We start from the raw sequence: 15,695 nt of genomic DNA, 5'->3' as shown, positions 1-15,695 counted from the left end.
CGATTTACAGAGTCTGCCCCCCATTGTATTAAAGCAACGGAGGACTGGCCACTAAATCATGTTTCCAGCTGTTTAATAATGGTTTCACTGGTTTCTTTCCAAATCTTCTGGTGGGATACCGGGAATGCATACTTTTCCATTTCTTCAATCGTTACAGCAATCAGATCGGTTTCTTTTAAAGTGGATGTTTCCACACTGCCGGCATATACTTCTATATCCCAGATAATATGTGTGAATACATGCTGAATTTTGGTCATGACCCCAGCTTTAAGAGTGGCCTCAACACTATAAGCTTCTTCCATGCGTTCTTCAAGCTGCTTTCGGCCGCTTCTGGTCGAGCTCACTTCAAAGTTTGGGAATTCCCACAGATTCGCCAGCAGTCCGGAGCTCGCGCGTTTATGGATCACGACCCGGTTATCTTCTGTGAATAGAACGGCTGCAGCCATATTCAGTTTGCGAGCTGCCTTCTTTTTTGATTTGACAGGGAGCTCTGTCTGCACACCTTCATTAAACGCATGACAATGATCGCGTACTGGACACAGCAGACAGGAAGGCGAGGTCGGAGTACATATTAATGCACCCAGTTCCATTAGCGCCTGATTGAAGTAGGAAGGATTTTCCTTGGAAATAAGGGCTCTTACTGCTTCCTCAAACACTTTCCTTGTAGATGGCTTTGCAATATCCAGCCAGATGGAAAGGATCCTTGAGAACACCCTCATAACATTTCCGTCCACTGCTGGTTCCGGTTTCCCATAGGCGATACTCAATATGGCACCTGCAGTATATGGACCGACTCCTTTCAATGAAGAAATCTCTTTAGGTGTGTCAGGTACGATCCCCGAGTATTTTTCAGAAACCTCCTTTACAGCCGATTGGAGGTTTCTGACTCTTGAATAATAGCCGAGCCCTTCCCATGCCTTCAATACCTCATCCTCGTCTGCCATGGCGAGAGCATCTATAGTAGGAAACCTTTCAAGGAAACGATTAAAATAAGGGATGACAGTATCGACTCTGGTCTGCTGAAGCATGATTTCGGAAACCCACACTCTATATGGATCCCGATCCTTTCTCCATGGCAGGTCACGCTGTTCTTTTGAAAACCAGGTGATTAAATCATTTTGAAATTCTTCTTGATCAATGGTTATTAAATGCTTTAATGGTTCATCTTTCAATTTTGTACCTCCAAAGATGTTAGATGTTACGATGAATAGGGAATAAATAATGTATTATGAACTCTTTTTCATTGCTGTTAATGATTTTTTCATTTGAAATCAACTCCTTTTAACCTTATCATGAAGGGCAACGAAAACAAACGAAATCAGCCAAGGGAGGACTTTTTTTGGATACAGGTACTCATGTTGTTATGGGATTCGCTCTGGGTGGCCTGGCTACTCTCGATCCCGCAGTTGCTGAAAGCAGCGCCACTTCTGCCAGTGTTCTCATAGCTGCAGTCATCGGTTCTCAGATCCCTGACATTGATACAGTGTTGAAGCTCCGTAACAATGCAGTATATATACGTCATCACCGGGGAATCACTCACAGTATCCCCGCTGTCCTCCTGTGGCCGCTGCTCATTGTCGGCTGCATCTATCCTTTTTTTCCTGAAGCCAACTTGCTTCATTTATGGATTTGGACATTTATCGCGGTATTCCTGCATGTCTTTGTGGACATATTCAACGCTTACGGCACCCAGGCTCTAAGGCCGATTTCGTCGAAATGGGTCGCTTTGGGCGTCATTAACACGTTTGATCTGCCCATTTTTTCCATCCATGTGATCGGATTGCTTTTATGGGCATTCGGATTACCGCCTGGAGAGACATTCATAGTCATGTATATCATCATTTTCGCCTACTATGTACTCCGTTTCCAGGTTCAAAAAGCAGTTAAGAATGCAGTTAAAAGAAGAATACCCGAAGCCGAAAAAATCATCGTCTCCCCCACTATACGTTTCTTCCAGTGGAGGCTTGCGGTGGTTACGAAGGATAGATTTTATGTGGCGAGGGCATTCAGGAGATCGATTACGATTTTTGATGAATTCAAACGGATACCCGTACCCGATCTGCCCGTTATAACGTCCGCTAAAAAAGATAAGAACTTAGCGGCGTTTCTCTCCTTCTCACCTGTTTACCGATGGGAAGTCGACGAATATGACGATCATTTCGAGGTACGCTTCATCGACCTTCGATACAGGAACAATGGTCATTATCCATTCGTTGCACTCGTCCAGCTCGACAAAGATCATTCTGTGGTAAGCTCCTATACCGGATGGGTATTCAGCGAAGAAAAGCTCCGTAAAAAAGTAGATATAGACATTTTAATCGATTAATCCACTGAGGGACGGGTCTTTATCATGATAAGACCCGTCCCTCAGGGCTTTAATGCAGCAAATCATCCCTACTGCTTTCATCATCCCCAACAAACAGATGCTTGTATTTCGGGTTTCTAGCTGCAAATTCGTGTATACGGGATCCATAGTTCGTAATCCATTGACGGACCACTTTCTCAGTCATTTCTTTCCCCTGATATTCGTAGCCCGCTTTTGCATAGGTGGTTTCAAAGTCTTCCCACACCAGCTCGATCCAAGTTCTCGCCCGCTCATATGACAGCCGCGGATTATTCTCCATTAATAATTCAGTAAGCTCATGGAATGTCGACTCCATTGTGTCTCCTCCTTTTCCATTTGTTTTTTATGATAATGTACTGAGATCCATCCATACTAATAGTACGTGGTTAAGCTTAGTGGTCGTCTTTGCTTCTTCACGGTATAAGATATTGAGATAACCTTTTAGGAGGCAGATTATGCGTAATAAAACAACCGGGTTCCCAAATATGAATAACAATAAGTTCGAAGGAGAACCAAGAGCGAAAGCCGAATATGCATCTAAAAGGGCAAATGGCACCATCAATACCCATCCTCAAGAACGTATGGCGTCTTCAGGAAAAAGAAAACAAGACTCGATTTGACGAAAGTTAACTTTAGGGGGTAGTCACGATGGCAAACATGAAAAACAACTTCTACCGAAATAAGTACAGCAGTCCATTCAATAAAGGATTCTATAATCCGAAACATGCACATGCACAAGCAAATGGACAAACCACACAAACCCAGAATATGATCATTCTGGAAGCTGAAACCCGTAAGCGTTCTTAAACCTGTCAAGGTCCGTCACTCACCGCTAAAAGCTGTGAGTACGGACCTTGGTTTTAATTATTGTCAGGTTTCAAAAGGGAAATCGGAAGGGCTTCCTCTCCGCCCTTGCCGCCAAGACGGTAACCCCAGGCAAACACACCGTTCAGATAATCAACTTTAAAGAAGACGCCCGGGTCCCCTTCAATGGCGTAAATGCCGCCTGGTTTGTAATTTTCAGGGTTCATCAAGTAGGCTTGGGCCATCAGTGCTTTTCGCTCAAGTACGGCAAACTCATTGACGATGCCGAGCTGTTCGGCTTTCCTTGCCTTTTCCTTAAGCCGACCAATTTCCTGCTGTAATTCATGCTGCGACATTTCACTGTATCTTCTCTCTTGCTGTTCCATCTTCTCATCACCTCTACTAATGATAAGTATAGATAAAATGATACAATAAGGAAAGTGGATAAGCTCTATTCGTCATGCTGTCTCTTTTCACATTCATATTTACATTTCAGAAAGGACGAATCATCATGAAAAAAGCAATTATTACAGGCGGAGGCACCGGTCTTGGTAAAGAGTTAGGAAAGCTGCTTTCAAAAGAGTATCATATCGTTTTGTTAGGACGCACAAAACAAAAGCTGGAAGAAGCTGCAATTGAAATAAAACAAGAAGGCGGCGACGTTTCCTATGCCGTCCTTGATGTGCGATCACCATTGGAAATTGAACAGGTCTGCTCTACAGAACTGCTTCAGAATGATATTGAATTGTTGATACATAACGCAGGAGTCGGGTACTTCGGTCCATTGACGGAGGCAAATGATGAAGACCTTGAAACAATGTTTGAAACCAATGTGCTTGGTCCGATCCGATTGACCAAAGCCATTTTGCCACATTTGGAAAAAGGAAACTCCACTATTCTCAATATCATCTCAACAGCAGGCTTAAAAGGAAAAAAGAATGAATCGCTCTATGTCGCAAGTAAGTTCGCACTAAGAGGATTCGGCGAAAGCCTCCAGAAGGAATATGAAGAATCTGGTTTAAGAGTCGTCAACGCTTATATGGGGGGCATGGATACGCCATTCTGGGACGGAAGCGATCATATAAGCAATCGTTCACGATTGCGCTCTCCAAGAGAAGTGGCAGAGATCATTGTTGAACAATATCCATCAAAGGATGAAATCGTCATTGAATCAAAAAAAGCAACGTAAAAAAGTCGGGGAACTAGCCCGACTTTTTTACTCCCTCTAACCTATTCCTCTTCTTTCAGTACTTCTAATAGCTGGTCAATTTTCTCCATCGGGAATCCCTTCCGATAAAGCGCCTGCTTCATTTTCTGTTCGTATTCATACCCTTCGTACTTAGATGATAATCTTCTATGCGCTTTCTGCCCCTGATGATAGAGGGCATCCCATTGTTCATCCGTATCACGCCCGGTCTCGACCGTTTCCCATACCGCCTTCATGACTGCACCCTGATACCCTTTACGCTGCAAATTCTGGTCTATCTTCTGTTTTGCAATCCTAAAGGAATCTTTGCGGTATTTTTTCAATAGTTTTTCTGAAAGCACAGCCGCCTTTTCAACCTGCATTTCAAACGTAAAAGCCTCAAGAGCTTCTTCAATAAATGGATCATCGACACCTTTTCTGTACAGTTCACCGCGTATCCAGCCAGGTCCTTTATCAGACGTGTTGATTTGGGTGCCTGTGAACGCATGTGCAAATTCTAAATCATTCAAATACTTCATATCATTTAGTTTATGAATGACTTCATCAATGATGCCTTCTTCTACTTCACCGTCTTTTAAATGCTCCCGAATTTCCTTTTCTGTTCTCATTCGGTACGACAGGAAATGAATTGCTTTGTTCAACATTTTTTTTACATCATCTTCATACTGCATTTCAGATATTTCGAGCTCGTCCACTTCGAGTCCTTTTCTCAACCCGAATTTGGCGAGCACGACTTCATCCACGCTGAAAGCATACTTGCCGTCAATAAATAAATTATATCGTTCATCATTTTTCACTTGCTTCGTAATCTTTGATATGACACCCATATTTTCCACCTCCTTCTTAATGTAACACATCCGTTTATGTTTTTATTTCTGCAAATAGGTAAAATAATAAGTAATACTGGAGGGATGCACATGAAGATTGCCATTACAGGAGGCTCAGGTTTTGTCGGGCAGGCGGTCACCGATGAGTTGGTGGATCATCAACATGAAGTGGTGATCCTCACCAGAAATCCTGATAAATATGAAAATCGTCCAGGCATCACGTACGTTAAATGGCTGACAGATGATGCACATCCTCAAAAGGATCTTGAAGGCACGGAAGTATTCATCAATCTTGCAGGCGAATCCATTAACAGCGGCCGATGGACAGAAGACCGGAAGAAACGGATCATAAACAGCCGCATCTCATCTACTCAAGAAGTGATAGAATTAATGAAAAATCTAACCGATAAACCAACATGTCTGATCAATGCAAGCGCCATCGGATACTATCCTTCATCGACGGCCAACACCTATACGGAAGCATCCACTGAGAAGGCACATGACTTCTTGGGGGAAACCGTTCAGATTTGGGAAAAAGAAGCATCGAAAGCGGAACATCATCATTTTCGTGTTGTCTATACCCGATTCGGCATCATCCTTGGTGACGATGGAGGAGCGCTCCCGCGGATGGCCTTGCCTTATAAAATGTTTGCAGGCGGGACCGTGTTGCCCGGAAATCAGTGGATGTCATGGGTTCATATAACCGACGTGGCAAGGGCGATTCGGTTTGCAGCTGAAAATGAAGCCGTTTCTGGTCCTGTTAACGTAACCGCTCCGACTCCGCTAAGGATGAAAGAATTCGGCATCATACTCGGAAGTGTCCTGGGAAGGCCTCATTGGATTCCGGTGCCTCCATTCGCCTTAAAACTGGCAATGGGTGAAATGAGCCAACTCGTATTGGATGGCCAAAAAGTACTGCCCAGCGTCCTTTCAGAGAATGGCTTTCAGTTTGAATACACTGAACTTGAAAGTGCACTCGTAAATATTTATCATTCTCGTTAGGTATGTCCCCTTCTTTTAAAGGTAAAAATATTAGTAAATCTTGAAAAGAAGGGAAGTACATAGGATGGATAATAAACGTAAAAAAGACAAAGACAGATCCAAGCTGTCAAGCATGCAGGAAGTAAACTATTCAAGAGAATTCAAAAGAGCTGACCGAGCTGCCGGATTCAGTCCTAAACGACACACCTAAGCAAATATTACCTAACTAAAAGTTCCCGTTTTGATAAAAAATAAAGGTACAAGCTCACATATCCGTGAGTCTTGTACCTTTGTTTTTTAACCTGACTAAAGGGGATGTTTATATTGGGCAGATCACGAGGACATAAAAAACGCGACAAAAACCTGAACAGCTTGCCACAGACACCAGCTGCATTAAAGTCAGACGGTATCGATGAAGAGTTCTCAAGGGAACTTGCCGACCAGGCTGACATGGAAGCGCAGGCTCGCGCAAATGCAGCGAACCAACGTGCACGAGTGAAGAAAAACCAATAGCAGCCCCTCACGGTTGAGGAATGGACCTGAGGAATTCGAACGAGCCGCCTTTTACATGGGCGGCTTTATTATTTTGAATCAATAGTGAAAAGGATGAAAGTTAGTTAAAATATCTCATTATTTTTACTATTCGTAATGAATTTTGCATAGGAATTGCTCCATTCAAAGTATTAAGATAATCGGTAAGCATCTATTGGAAAGGAATTTTGCGGACTGTGAACTTATTCTTGCCGGATTGATAATAATCTTGCCGATTTTGAACTTAATTTGCCGTTTCGATACACATTCTTGTCGATTTCTCTAATGATTTAGCTAATTAACTTATTTTTCCAACAAAATAAAGAAATCTCCCGCTTTTCAACAGGGGAATCACCATTCAAACAATGATTCCTTTCTTATTGTCATCTTTATGCAACAGATGTTGTCTCAAATATGGCATTACCCACTGATCTGCACCCCGGTAGTATGCCCCCCTACCAGTGAAGAGAAGAATTACTGCCACTGTTAGAAGAATTGGATTTGTGCTTACTGTCCCTGCCATCAGGAATTTCAGATTCATGAATGCTCCTGCAAGTAATGCAGGCACTGTCATTAATCCAGTGATTAATCCGAGACCAATCAGAACTTCTCCCCAAGGAATCAGGATATTGAATAGCTCGACATTTGGTACTGCAAATCCATTTAAGAACGCAGCATACCAACCTTGAACCACTGGATGCTCACCTGCTGCCTTGGCTGCCGCCCCTTGCAGAAATCCGCTTGCGTCAAAACCATCATTGACTTTATGCAAACCTGCATCAATCCACTTGATCCCCAGCCAAATTCTGAACATTGTCCACACTACGCTAACCTTTTCATTATGCCACCATTTCATGATGGTTCATCTCCTCGTTATATATTGTGAAATATTTCACAATAACATGCAAAAAAATAATTTGTTTATCAGCTGATTGGTGATAGATGTTTGTGAATTGTTTCACATTTACCTTACACTATAACATACTCCTCACCCCCAATTTCTGCAATAGACATTTTGCACAGTTCATAAAGCTGTCATAAACCTCCCGATGAAAACATCAACATCCACACTAAACCCCTCACTGAGCTGCTCAGTAAGGGGTCATGTCTACACCAGCCCCACGATCTCATCCACCCAATCAGACCGCTCATCCTCACCAAGCTTTTCACACAGACATTTATGTATCCGTTTGAATTCCGGCACAATATCCTTCATTACTGCATAGATCTGTTCTTGATTATGGCATGCGTCCCAGCCTGCCAAAAGCTTCTGCTTCCCCGTATCAAATGGAGATCGATCTCCTTCATATTTCGACCACTCACCTGGGGCATTTGGCTGCCTGCCATTCACCATTTCCCATCCCGCTGCAATCGTCCAACGCATCATGTCCAATGAATGAAGTGCATAGTAAAGTTCGGCTCTTTGCACCCTCCTGTACACCTCATGCATATGGGCGAAAAATTTACTTCTCCATATCTCGAATTCGCCGTGACAAACTTCATACTGAAGAGGTTGTGATTGTTCCCAAACACTTCTGACAATGTGGTAAGGATCGTATTCAATATGTGCTTCTTCTTTAAAATAATGTGAAGGTTCCAGATCTTCTTCTTTATAGTAAAAAGCATCCACCTTTACGAAACTTTTATAGTGAGCGACTGTATGTTTTGCCCAAGGGAAATCTTCATAAAATAAAACCTCTCCCCAAAGCTTGGCACGTACCTTCTTGTTTATTCTATACTTTTCATATACTTCTTCTTTAACGACGATTCTCAGATCTAAATCTGAAAAGCGATCGTGATTCCCCCTTGCCATCGATCCGCCATAAAAGACTGCCAGAACATTTTCGTCATTCACCAAGTCCCTTTTTATTGCTTCCTTTAATTTTTCCCGTTCTCTGATCAAATTCGCGTCTCTTTTTCCGTGTTTCGTCTCGCATTTCACAGCCATTCAACCCCTTCTCTAGTAAATCGTATTCCTCTCTTTCACTACTACGAAATCTTCCTCCCTGATCCCATTTTTATCTGATGTGAGCAGGGACTGAAATTCTGTAAATAATTCTTGTATTTCTTCACATTGATTAATCAAATCTATACTCCTTTTATATTCATCTTCATCTCTATACCGTGTGATTTCCATCCACTTTGAAGGATTCTCCTTGCTTCTAAGGTGAAGTGAATGAGAGTCTATATGCCGGCTGTAAATCTCTCCGGCTTTTTGCTGGATATTTAAATGTTCTTGTTCTTTATCAGGCTGGATATGATATTCATATATTTTTATGAACATGAATACACCCCTTCTCTTTTATTCACCCTCCATGGCTACTTAAAACTAGTCATCGCCTAAATTCTACCACAATTCACCTTTCTCTTTTTGTCATTTTCAGATAATCTAATGATAAATGTAGTAGACTTGAAATGAAATGAAGCATGATACTTAGTAGATAGAAATTACCTGACGGGAGTAGAGTGTATGAAATCGCAGAGAAAGCTTTGGAGAATGTGGAAGATTGTTTCACTGGCTGTTTCGATCGTCCTCAGAACGTATTGGTATGAGTTGAGAGGGAAATCGGATACAGAAAAAGATAGATTGTGGGAGAAAATCGGGAAGGAATTCAAGCAGACTTTATTTGAATTGAACGGTGTCCTGATCAAGGTTGGACAACTGATGAGCATACGTGAGGACGTGATGCCGAAAAGCTTTGTCGATCAGATTAAAGACCTGGTAGACCATGTTCCACCTTCTCCGTGGGAAGACATCGAGAAGGTGCTCGAATCGGAGTGGAAATCTCCTGTCAGCATGAAATTGCTATCACTGGACCGTGAAGCTGTAGCCTCTGCATCCATAGGGGAAGTGTACAAGGCCCGGCTGACCGATGGAACACAGGTGGCGGTGAAAGTTCAGCGTCCTGAAATTCCTGTTTTAGTGAAAACCGATTTCAGATCGCTTGCCATCATCCTCCGGTTTGTGAGGCATTTCGCTCCGATACCCAAGGGCTTGATCAATTTTAAGATGCTCTATAAGGAACTTAAGCAGGTCATCGAGCAGGAGCTTGATTTTTATAAAGAAATGAATACGGCAATCGCTTTCAAAGAAAGATTTAAAGATCACCCAGGTGTTAAAGTGCCAGATGTTTATCCGGATTTATGTACAGATAAAGTACTTGTAATGGAATGGGTGGAAGGCGTCAGACTTAACGACACTTCAGAGATTGCTCGATTTGAACTGGAAGGTGAGAAGCTTGGAAAGAGATTATTCCGACTGTTCCTGCCTCAATGGCTTGAAGCCGGGACCTTTCATGCAGATCCTCATGCCGGAAACATCCTGATACAGCCTGATGGAACTTTCGTTTTATTGGACTTCGGGATGGTAGGGGAAATCTCCAAACGTGATTCTGTTTATTTTCAACAACTGCTGGAAGGCATCTTGTTGAAGGACTATCGAAAGGCAGCCGAGGCCCTTGCACAATTAGGTTTTCTATTACCAAAAGCGAGCCTTCAAAGTATAGAGCAGCTTCTCGAGGAATTTGTGTCCATCGACATGGAACAGTTCAAACAAATGGATCTGATCGCTGTGAAAAAAGAAATGAACGAAATGATGAAATCCTTGCCTGTCCAGGTGCCGACCCGTTTCATTTTTCTCGGGCGTTCGTTTGCCACGATCGAGGGGCTGAGCTACACATTGTGTCCGGGAAAGGAAACTCTCGACATTATGAAACCCGCATTTCTAGATTGGGTAAAAAACTCAGATCGGAATAAATGGGACCTCTTGCTCAAATGGATTGCATCACAGCCGCTGTTTCAAGGAATCCATAGATTCCGTAAGCTTATCGACGTTCCCAATAGAATGATCCAGCAAAGGGATGAACATCATATAAACGTTTTTCAATTCAGATTGTATGAAAATCATAAGAAACACGCACTTACACTTTTCATTATCGGAACGTTCGGCATCTTCTTCGGTTACCATTTTGAATCGGAAGTACTTTGGCAAGGGAGCGCTGCCTTATCCGGGATTGGTTTACTCGGTTATTCGGTCACCGGATTGAAACAAAAAAGATGGTTAAATACAGTAAAAAATCGTTAGGATAACAAAAGCGCTACACCCTCCGAGGTGCTGCGCTTTTGTTATCGATAAGAGCACTCCCAGCTGGTGCACACGATGTTCCGTCCGCTTTGCTTGGCTTTGTACAATGCTTCATCTGCTTCTTGGAACAATGATTCTTTCTCTTCCGTACCCGGAATAAAAGCTGAGACACCAACGGAAACAGACAACTGAAGTCTATTCTGATCCGGCAGGAGAAATCCATACTCATATACAGCTTCTCTCACACGCCCGGCAATTTCTTTTGCCTGGTGCACCGTGCAGCATGGAAGGAGCAATGAAAATTCTTCTCCTCCATTCCGTGACAAAATGTCACCGGCCCTGGTCAGTCTGCTTAATAATTCAGCAAGCTGCTTTAATACTTCATCACCAGCTGTATGGCCGTACGTATCATTTATTTGTTTGAAATGATCGACATCAATCAGACAGATTGCACACGCTTCATTCTCCTCGATCGCCTCCTGGATCATCCGGTTATAATGACTGTCAAACGAACGGACATTATACAGGCCGGTCAATGCATCCCTTTGGGCATTTTCTTTATACCTATAATAGCGCTCACTCGTGTTCCTGATATAATCGACAAAATACAGCGTCAAGTATCCGCCGATTAGCGTACTGAGAACGTGAAATAAAGCAAAATCAAGCACCTCGGAATAATTGTCCACCACGATATAAAGGGCAGCCGAGAAGATCATTTGACTATAGATAAGCAGCACGGTCCACCTTTTCCAAGGACCCGCTTTCAGGAATTGTACAATCACTCCAGATCCGATAGCAATCGCAAGCATCATGAATAACGCTACATATGAAGAGAAGTTCACATCAATGAAGAAACGTCCTGCAATGATGATTGCAGCCGAAATGATCGTCGGCAGGAATCCGCCATAGAATGCCACTAGAATAACCGGTATATGCCTTAAATCGAGTATGGTCATATCATTGACACCAATGCTGTAGTGCATGAGTATATTCCCGAGTAATCCGGCCAGAATGCCATCAATTACTTTTATGGGTACCGGTGATGCCATGGTCAGCCTATTTTTCCTGAAGAGTTGGTGCCATACGAAAGTGAACGACATTATCAGCGATATGTTTATTACTAAATCACTTATCATATCTGTATCTTTCCTCACATTTAATATAATAGGTAAATTATACCGTATTAACGTATATAATTTCACGCTTTACTTCAAATAATTCACATTATTCATATTCTTCAAGAGGAACGGCAGGAGTATGCTGATATTTCTTTAACTCAATTCTGTCTTTCCCGCTAAATACCACCCCTTCTTCTTCCAGCAGCTTTTTCTGCAAAAGGAATTGATCTTCATCTTGAAAGCCGATTTCACCCTTGCTATTGATAACCCTATGCCATGGGAGATGATGCTTTCTGCTCATGGAATGAAGAATCCTTACTACTTGTCTTGCTCCCCTTGGACTTCCTGCACTGCCTGCAATCTGCCCGTATGTCATGACTTTCCCAGTCGGGATGTCTTTGATGATGGTTATTGCACGTTCAGTAAAACGTTTCAACAATGGCACTCCTTTCTATCTTATATGTTTAGTCTTCGTGATTATATGAAATAGTAATAAGGATTGAAAGATATGGCTCTAAGCCTCTTTCCTACAATATTCTACTCTTTTATAATAAACTAAAGATCAACAGAAGAGAGGACGTGATGTTTATGTCGATAAAATTAATCGCATTGGATATGGATGGGACGCTTGTCAACCACGAAGGCGAGGTTTCTCCAGAAAATGAAAGGGCCATCCGGCGGGCCAAGGAAAAAGGTATTCATGTAGTACTGAGTACGGGACGATCACTTCGTAAGTGCAGGGATATTTCAGATGAACTTGGCCGTTCCTCTTATTTGATCACTGTAAATGGCGGGGAAATTTATGATCATGAATACCAACTGGTGGACACTACTCCACTTGATACAAAGCTCGTGAAGCTTCTCTGGACATTAAAGGAAGAACATAATGTCTATTTCTGGTCTTCGACAACACAGGGATTATTCAATACCCATAATCCCTTTGATCAGGAAATCGATGCGTACAACTGGCTGAAATTCGGATTCGATATTCAAGATGACGAAGTACGCAAAGTGGTGATGGATGAATTGATGAAAAATAAAGCACTCGAAATCACCAATTCCAGTCCGACTAACATTGAAATCAATCCAGCCGGTGTCAACAAAGCAGCGGCGTTAGTAAAGGTGTGCAAATGGCTCGATCTGTCGATGGAAGAAGTAATGGCTGTCGGTGACAGTATGAATGACATCGCCATGATCAGGGAATCCGGTTTCGGAGTGGCGATGGGAAATGCCCAGGAAAAAGTAAAGAAGGCAGCGGATTGGGTAACTGGTCTGCACACAGATCATGGTGTCGCTCAAGCGATCGATCGAGTACTTTCTTCTGAAGAATACAAATAATAAAAGAACGTGGTCCCCGCATTTGGGACCACGTTCTTTTTGTCGCAATATAGGAGTACCCAGCAAGCAGACGCACTGTCCTTTCTTACCTGATTGCTAACTCATCATTTTCAAGCGACACGATGACTTCTTTTACATTTTCTTTTTCAAGAAGTAAATCAGCCATTTTGTCTTCAACTTGCTCTTGGATCACGCGGCGCAGCGGCCGTGCTCCAAATTCAGGGTGATAACCTAACTCAACCAGCTTGTCTTTTGCTTCTTTCTCAACTGTTAAAACAATCTTTTGATCGTTAAGATCAGCTTGGAGATCAGCTAGCATCAGATCAAGGATTTGAAGAAGCTCTTCATTTTCGAGTGGCTGGAATTCGATGATACTGTCAAAGCGGTTCAGGAACTCAGGCTTGAAATAAGCTCCCAATGATTGCAGGATGGTTGTTTCCTTCACTGCATCCGTGCCGCCTGTATCAAAGCCTACAATCGTTTCTTTCTTATTTGTCACTCCTGCATTACTTGTCATGATGATGACCGTCTCCTTGAAACTTACCGTTCTTCCTTGACTGTCCGTCAATCGTCCATCTTCAAGGATTTGCAGGAACATATGCTGTACATCAGGATGTGCTTTCTCAATTTCATCCAGCAGAATGATGGAATAAGGATTTCTTCGTACTTTCTCTGTCAACTGTCCAGATTCTTCGTATCCGACATATCCTGGAGGAGAACCGATCAGTTTGGATACAGAGTGCTTCTCCATATATTCACTCATATCCAATCGAAGCATACGATCCTTTGAACCGAATAATTCTTCAGCCAGCGTCTTTGTTAGTTCTGTTTTTCCGACACCAGTCGGACCCACGAACAGGAATGTCCCAATTGGGCGGTGCTTTGCCTTTAATCCTGCACGGCTCCGGCGGATTGCCTTCGCTACCTTCTTCACAGCTTCGGATTGACCGATTACTTTGTTCGAAAGATTTGTTTCCAGCTCTTTCATGCGCTTACGGTCATCGTTTTGAAGCTTCCCTACAGGAATGCCGGTCTTCGTTTCAATGATTGCCTGAATCATTTCTGGTTCGACAACAGACTTTTGTGAAGTGCCATGTTGATGCTGTCTCCCCAATTCAGCTTCTTCATCGCGAAGCTTAGCTGCTTCCTCATAGCGTTCTTCCACCGTTGCTTTTTCTTTCATTGCTTTTATTTCATTTAATTTCTTTTGAACGTCAGAAGTATCTTTGCCCTCTGATCGCAGGTTCATCTTCGATCCTGCTTCATCCATCAAATCGATTGCTTTATCCGGTAAGAATCTGTCCTGTATATAACGGTGAGAAAGTTTCACACATGCCTCGATCGTTTCATCGTTAAAGATTACACGATGGTAGTTTTCATATTTTTCGCGTAATCCTTTCAATATTTCTATTGTCTGTTCAGCAGTAGGTTCATTGACCATCACCGGTTGGAACCTGCGTTCGAGTGCTGCATCCTTTTCGATTTGACGATATTCCTTCAGTGTAGTCGCTCCTATTATCTGGAGCTCGCCGCGGGCAAGTGCAGGTTTTAAGATATTTCCTGCATCCATGGAACCTTCCGCAGTACCTGCACCTACTAATTGGTGGATCTCGTCGATGAATAACATGACATTCTTACGGTTTTGCAGTTCGTTTATGATCGCTTTCAACCGTTCTTCAAAAGAACCGCGGACTCCAGTACCAGCCGTCAATGAAGCAACGTCCATTACGTATACTTCTTTGTTTAGAAGTTTGGATGGTACATCTTCTGCGACAATCTTTAGTGCCAGTCCTTCAGCTATTGCCGTCTTGCCTACTCCCGGCTCACCGATCAGAACCGGATTGTTTTTGTTGCGGCGGTTCAGAATTTCAGTCACACGCTCTACTTCTTTCTCTCTTCCGATGACGGGGTCAATAAGACCCGCCTTCGCTGCGTGAGTTATATTGCGTCCGAATTGATCGAGAATACCGTTACCGCCGTTGCCTCCTGATTGTGTCACCGGGCTATGCTGCTCTGCTCCGAATGCTTGAGGGTGATGCCCGCTTATATTAAAGTTTTTAAACAATTCGTCCAAAGGAATTCCGCCATTTACGCCAGAAGGCATTTTAGAATGTTGCTGTTGAAAACAATCTGAACACATCTGCACTCGCGCTTTATGATTGTTAACACGTCTATACACTTCCACCGTTGCCTGATTTTGATGACACACTTGACATTTCATACAGTATTACCTCCTGATTGGCATTTATTTATATGTTGAAGATTTAGTTGTAAGCCATGTGATTTAAAGGTCATAATCATTGTGTTTTGACTTTGACTTTCTTTGACCTTATGAACACAGTATAATTTGACCTTTTTTGACTTTCAAGATTTTTGCTTATGGAAATTTTTAGAATATGTCACTTTCTATGTAAAAAACATGCAAAAAAGCTGGCGTTTTGATTGGCCAGCTTCCCCCCTA

Annotated in this window: 19 protein-coding genes; 9 read left to right on the top strand and 10 right to left on the bottom strand. The window is 42.7% G+C overall.

Features of this window, described 5'->3' with window-relative positions:
• Positions 1-56: 56 nt before the first annotated feature.
• Entirely contained in the window at positions 57-1,172 is a 1,116-nt protein-coding gene (gene mutY, locus V6B33_RS03660; RefSeq protein ID WP_334216368.1) for an A/G-specific adenine glycosylase, read from the bottom strand.
• A gap of 167 nt (positions 1,173-1,339) precedes the next feature.
• On the opposite strand from mutY, the gene V6B33_RS03655 reads away from it, so the two are divergent.
• Entirely contained in the window at positions 1,340-2,326 is a 987-nt protein-coding gene (locus V6B33_RS03655) for a metal-dependent hydrolase (protein ID WP_334216367.1), read from the top strand.
• Between the two features lie 49 nt (positions 2,327-2,375).
• Here the strand turns inward: V6B33_RS03655 and V6B33_RS03650 are convergent, their stop codons facing one another.
• Positions 2,376-2,660, bottom strand: a complete 285-nt coding sequence (locus V6B33_RS03650; RefSeq protein ID WP_334216366.1) for a YfhJ family protein — start codon at positions 2,658-2,660, stop codon at positions 2,376-2,378.
• Between the two features lie 139 nt (positions 2,661-2,799).
• On the opposite strand from V6B33_RS03650, the gene V6B33_RS03645 reads away from it, so the two are divergent.
• Together V6B33_RS03645 and V6B33_RS03640 are read left to right on the top strand one after the other, a co-directional pair.
• Positions 2,800-2,964, top strand: coding sequence for a small, acid-soluble spore protein K (locus tag V6B33_RS03645; protein WP_032086301.1), 165 nt, complete (start codon positions 2,800-2,802; stop codon positions 2,962-2,964).
• A gap of 28 nt (positions 2,965-2,992) precedes the next feature.
• Complete coding sequence (locus V6B33_RS03640) at positions 2,993-3,151, top strand: YpzG family protein (RefSeq protein WP_334216365.1); 159 nt, start codon at positions 2,993-2,995, stop codon at positions 3,149-3,151.
• Positions 3,152-3,204: 53 nt separating this feature from the next.
• Here V6B33_RS03640 and V6B33_RS03635 read toward each other — a convergent pair whose 3' ends face one another.
• On the bottom strand, positions 3,205-3,534 hold the full coding sequence (locus tag V6B33_RS03635; RefSeq protein WP_334216364.1) for a YfhH family protein: 330 nt from the start codon (positions 3,532-3,534) through the stop codon (positions 3,205-3,207).
• A gap of 125 nt (positions 3,535-3,659) precedes the next feature.
• On the opposite strand from V6B33_RS03635, the gene V6B33_RS03630 reads away from it, so the two are divergent.
• Positions 3,660-4,337 carry an SDR family NAD(P)-dependent oxidoreductase gene (locus V6B33_RS03630; protein ID WP_334216363.1) on the top strand — a complete coding sequence of 226 codons (678 nt, stop codon included), beginning with the start codon at positions 3,660-3,662 and terminating at the stop codon, positions 4,335-4,337.
• A 41-nt stretch (positions 4,338-4,378) separates the two neighbouring features.
• On the opposite strand, the gene recX is transcribed toward V6B33_RS03630, so the two are convergent.
• Entirely contained in the window at positions 4,379-5,182 is an 804-nt protein-coding gene (recX, locus tag V6B33_RS03625) for a recombination regulator RecX (protein WP_334216362.1), read from the bottom strand.
• 90 nt (positions 5,183-5,272) lie between these two features.
• On the opposite strand from recX, the gene V6B33_RS03620 reads away from it, so the two are divergent.
• The 3 genes from V6B33_RS03620 (at position 5,273) to V6B33_RS03610 (ending at position 6,676) form a co-directional block, all read left to right on the top strand.
• Positions 5,273-6,184 (top strand): TIGR01777 family oxidoreductase, encoded by a 912-nt coding sequence (locus tag V6B33_RS03620; protein ID WP_334216361.1) that lies wholly within the window; start codon positions 5,273-5,275, stop codon positions 6,182-6,184.
• Between the two features lie 64 nt (positions 6,185-6,248).
• Positions 6,249-6,374 (top strand): YfhE family protein, encoded by a 126-nt coding sequence (locus V6B33_RS03615; protein WP_334216360.1) that lies wholly within the window; start codon positions 6,249-6,251, stop codon positions 6,372-6,374.
• 113 nt (positions 6,375-6,487) lie between these two features.
• A complete protein-coding gene (locus tag V6B33_RS03610) occupies positions 6,488-6,676 on the top strand; it encodes a YfhD family protein (RefSeq protein ID WP_334216359.1) in 189 nt (62 codons plus the stop codon).
• 376 nt (positions 6,677-7,052) lie between these two features.
• Here V6B33_RS03610 and V6B33_RS03605 read toward each other — a convergent pair whose 3' ends face one another.
• From V6B33_RS03605 to V6B33_RS03595, 3 genes are all read right to left on the bottom strand, one after another.
• Positions 7,053-7,550, bottom strand: a complete 498-nt coding sequence (locus tag V6B33_RS03605) for a DoxX family protein (RefSeq protein WP_334216358.1) — start codon at positions 7,548-7,550, stop codon at positions 7,053-7,055.
• Between the two features lie 252 nt (positions 7,551-7,802).
• Complete coding sequence (locus V6B33_RS03600) at positions 7,803-8,642, bottom strand: nucleotidyltransferase domain-containing protein (RefSeq protein ID WP_334216357.1); 840 nt, start codon at positions 8,640-8,642, stop codon at positions 7,803-7,805.
• A gap of 12 nt (positions 8,643-8,654) precedes the next feature.
• Complete coding sequence (locus V6B33_RS03595) at positions 8,655-8,978, bottom strand: hypothetical protein (protein ID WP_334216356.1); 324 nt, start codon at positions 8,976-8,978, stop codon at positions 8,655-8,657.
• 186 nt (positions 8,979-9,164) lie between these two features.
• On the opposite strand from V6B33_RS03595, the gene V6B33_RS03590 reads away from it, so the two are divergent.
• Complete coding sequence (locus tag V6B33_RS03590; RefSeq protein ID WP_334216355.1) at positions 9,165-10,778, top strand: ABC1 kinase family protein; 1,614 nt, start codon at positions 9,165-9,167, stop codon at positions 10,776-10,778.
• A gap of 41 nt (positions 10,779-10,819) precedes the next feature.
• Here the strand turns inward: V6B33_RS03590 and V6B33_RS03585 are convergent, their stop codons facing one another.
• Both V6B33_RS03585 and V6B33_RS03580 read right to left on the bottom strand, forming a co-directional pair.
• The gene (locus tag V6B33_RS03585; protein ID WP_334216354.1) at positions 10,820-11,827 is read right to left on the bottom strand and encodes a GGDEF domain-containing protein; all 1,008 of its coding nucleotides are present in this window, start codon (positions 11,825-11,827) and stop codon (positions 10,820-10,822) included.
• A 175-nt stretch (positions 11,828-12,002) separates the two neighbouring features.
• Positions 12,003-12,332, bottom strand: a complete 330-nt coding sequence (locus V6B33_RS03580; protein ID WP_334216353.1) for an MGMT family protein — start codon at positions 12,330-12,332, stop codon at positions 12,003-12,005.
• 146 nt (positions 12,333-12,478) lie between these two features.
• On the opposite strand from V6B33_RS03580, the gene V6B33_RS03575 reads away from it, so the two are divergent.
• On the top strand, positions 12,479-13,234 hold the full coding sequence (locus V6B33_RS03575; protein WP_334216352.1) for a Cof-type HAD-IIB family hydrolase: 756 nt from the start codon (positions 12,479-12,481) through the stop codon (positions 13,232-13,234).
• Between the two features lie 85 nt (positions 13,235-13,319).
• Here V6B33_RS03575 and V6B33_RS03570 read toward each other — a convergent pair whose 3' ends face one another.
• On the bottom strand, positions 13,320-15,455 hold the full coding sequence (locus tag V6B33_RS03570; RefSeq protein WP_334216351.1) for an ATP-dependent Clp protease ATP-binding subunit: 2,136 nt from the start codon (positions 15,453-15,455) through the stop codon (positions 13,320-13,322).
• Positions 15,456-15,695 lie beyond the last annotated feature (240 nt).

Source organism: Mangrovibacillus sp. Mu-81, from assembly GCF_036867415.1.
Taxonomy (GTDB): Bacteria; Bacillota; Bacilli; order Bacillales; family Bacillaceae_B; genus Rossellomorea.
Note: the sequence above shows the minus strand (reverse complement) of the source record. Positions and strands in the feature narration are given on the sequence as shown.

Excerpts from the sequence above, each read along its gene's own strand:
- V6B33_RS03640 (WP_334216365.1), top strand. The coding sequence starts at position 2,993 with ATGGCAAACATGAAAAACAACTTCTACCGAAATAAGTACAGCAGTCCA.
- V6B33_RS03650 (WP_334216366.1), bottom strand. The coding sequence starts at position 2,660 with ATGGAGTCGACATTCCATGAGCTTACTGAATTATTAATGGAGAATAAT.
- V6B33_RS03630 (WP_334216363.1), top strand. The coding sequence starts at position 3,660 with ATGAAAAAAGCAATTATTACAGGCGGAGGCACCGGTCTTGGTAAAGAG.
- V6B33_RS03575 (WP_334216352.1), top strand. The coding sequence starts at position 12,479 with ATGTTTATGTCGATAAAATTAATCGCATTGGATATGGATGGGACGCTT.
- V6B33_RS03600 (WP_334216357.1), bottom strand. The coding sequence starts at position 8,642 with ATGGCTGTGAAATGCGAGACGAAACACGGAAAAAGAGACGCGAATTTG.
- V6B33_RS03590 (WP_334216355.1), top strand. The coding sequence starts at position 9,165 with ATGAAATCGCAGAGAAAGCTTTGGAGAATGTGGAAGATTGTTTCACTG.
- V6B33_RS03570 (WP_334216351.1), bottom strand. The coding sequence starts at position 15,455 with ATGAAATGTCAAGTGTGTCATCAAAATCAGGCAACGGTGGAAGTGTAT.
- V6B33_RS03585 (WP_334216354.1), bottom strand. The coding sequence starts at position 11,827 with ATGGCATCACCGGTACCCATAAAAGTAATTGATGGCATTCTGGCCGGA.
- V6B33_RS03645 (WP_032086301.1), top strand. The coding sequence starts at position 2,800 with ATGCGTAATAAAACAACCGGGTTCCCAAATATGAATAACAATAAGTTC.
- V6B33_RS03635 (WP_334216364.1), bottom strand. The coding sequence starts at position 3,534 with ATGGAACAGCAAGAGAGAAGATACAGTGAAATGTCGCAGCATGAATTA.
- V6B33_RS03605 (WP_334216358.1), bottom strand. The coding sequence starts at position 7,550 with ATGAAATGGTGGCATAATGAAAAGGTTAGCGTAGTGTGGACAATGTTC.
- V6B33_RS03620 (WP_334216361.1), top strand. The coding sequence starts at position 5,273 with ATGAAGATTGCCATTACAGGAGGCTCAGGTTTTGTCGGGCAGGCGGTC.
- V6B33_RS03615 (WP_334216360.1), top strand. The coding sequence starts at position 6,249 with ATGGATAATAAACGTAAAAAAGACAAAGACAGATCCAAGCTGTCAAGC.
- V6B33_RS03595 (WP_334216356.1), bottom strand. The coding sequence starts at position 8,978 with ATGTTCATAAAAATATATGAATATCATATCCAGCCTGATAAAGAACAA.
- recX (WP_334216362.1), bottom strand. The coding sequence starts at position 5,182 with ATGGGTGTCATATCAAAGATTACGAAGCAAGTGAAAAATGATGAACGA.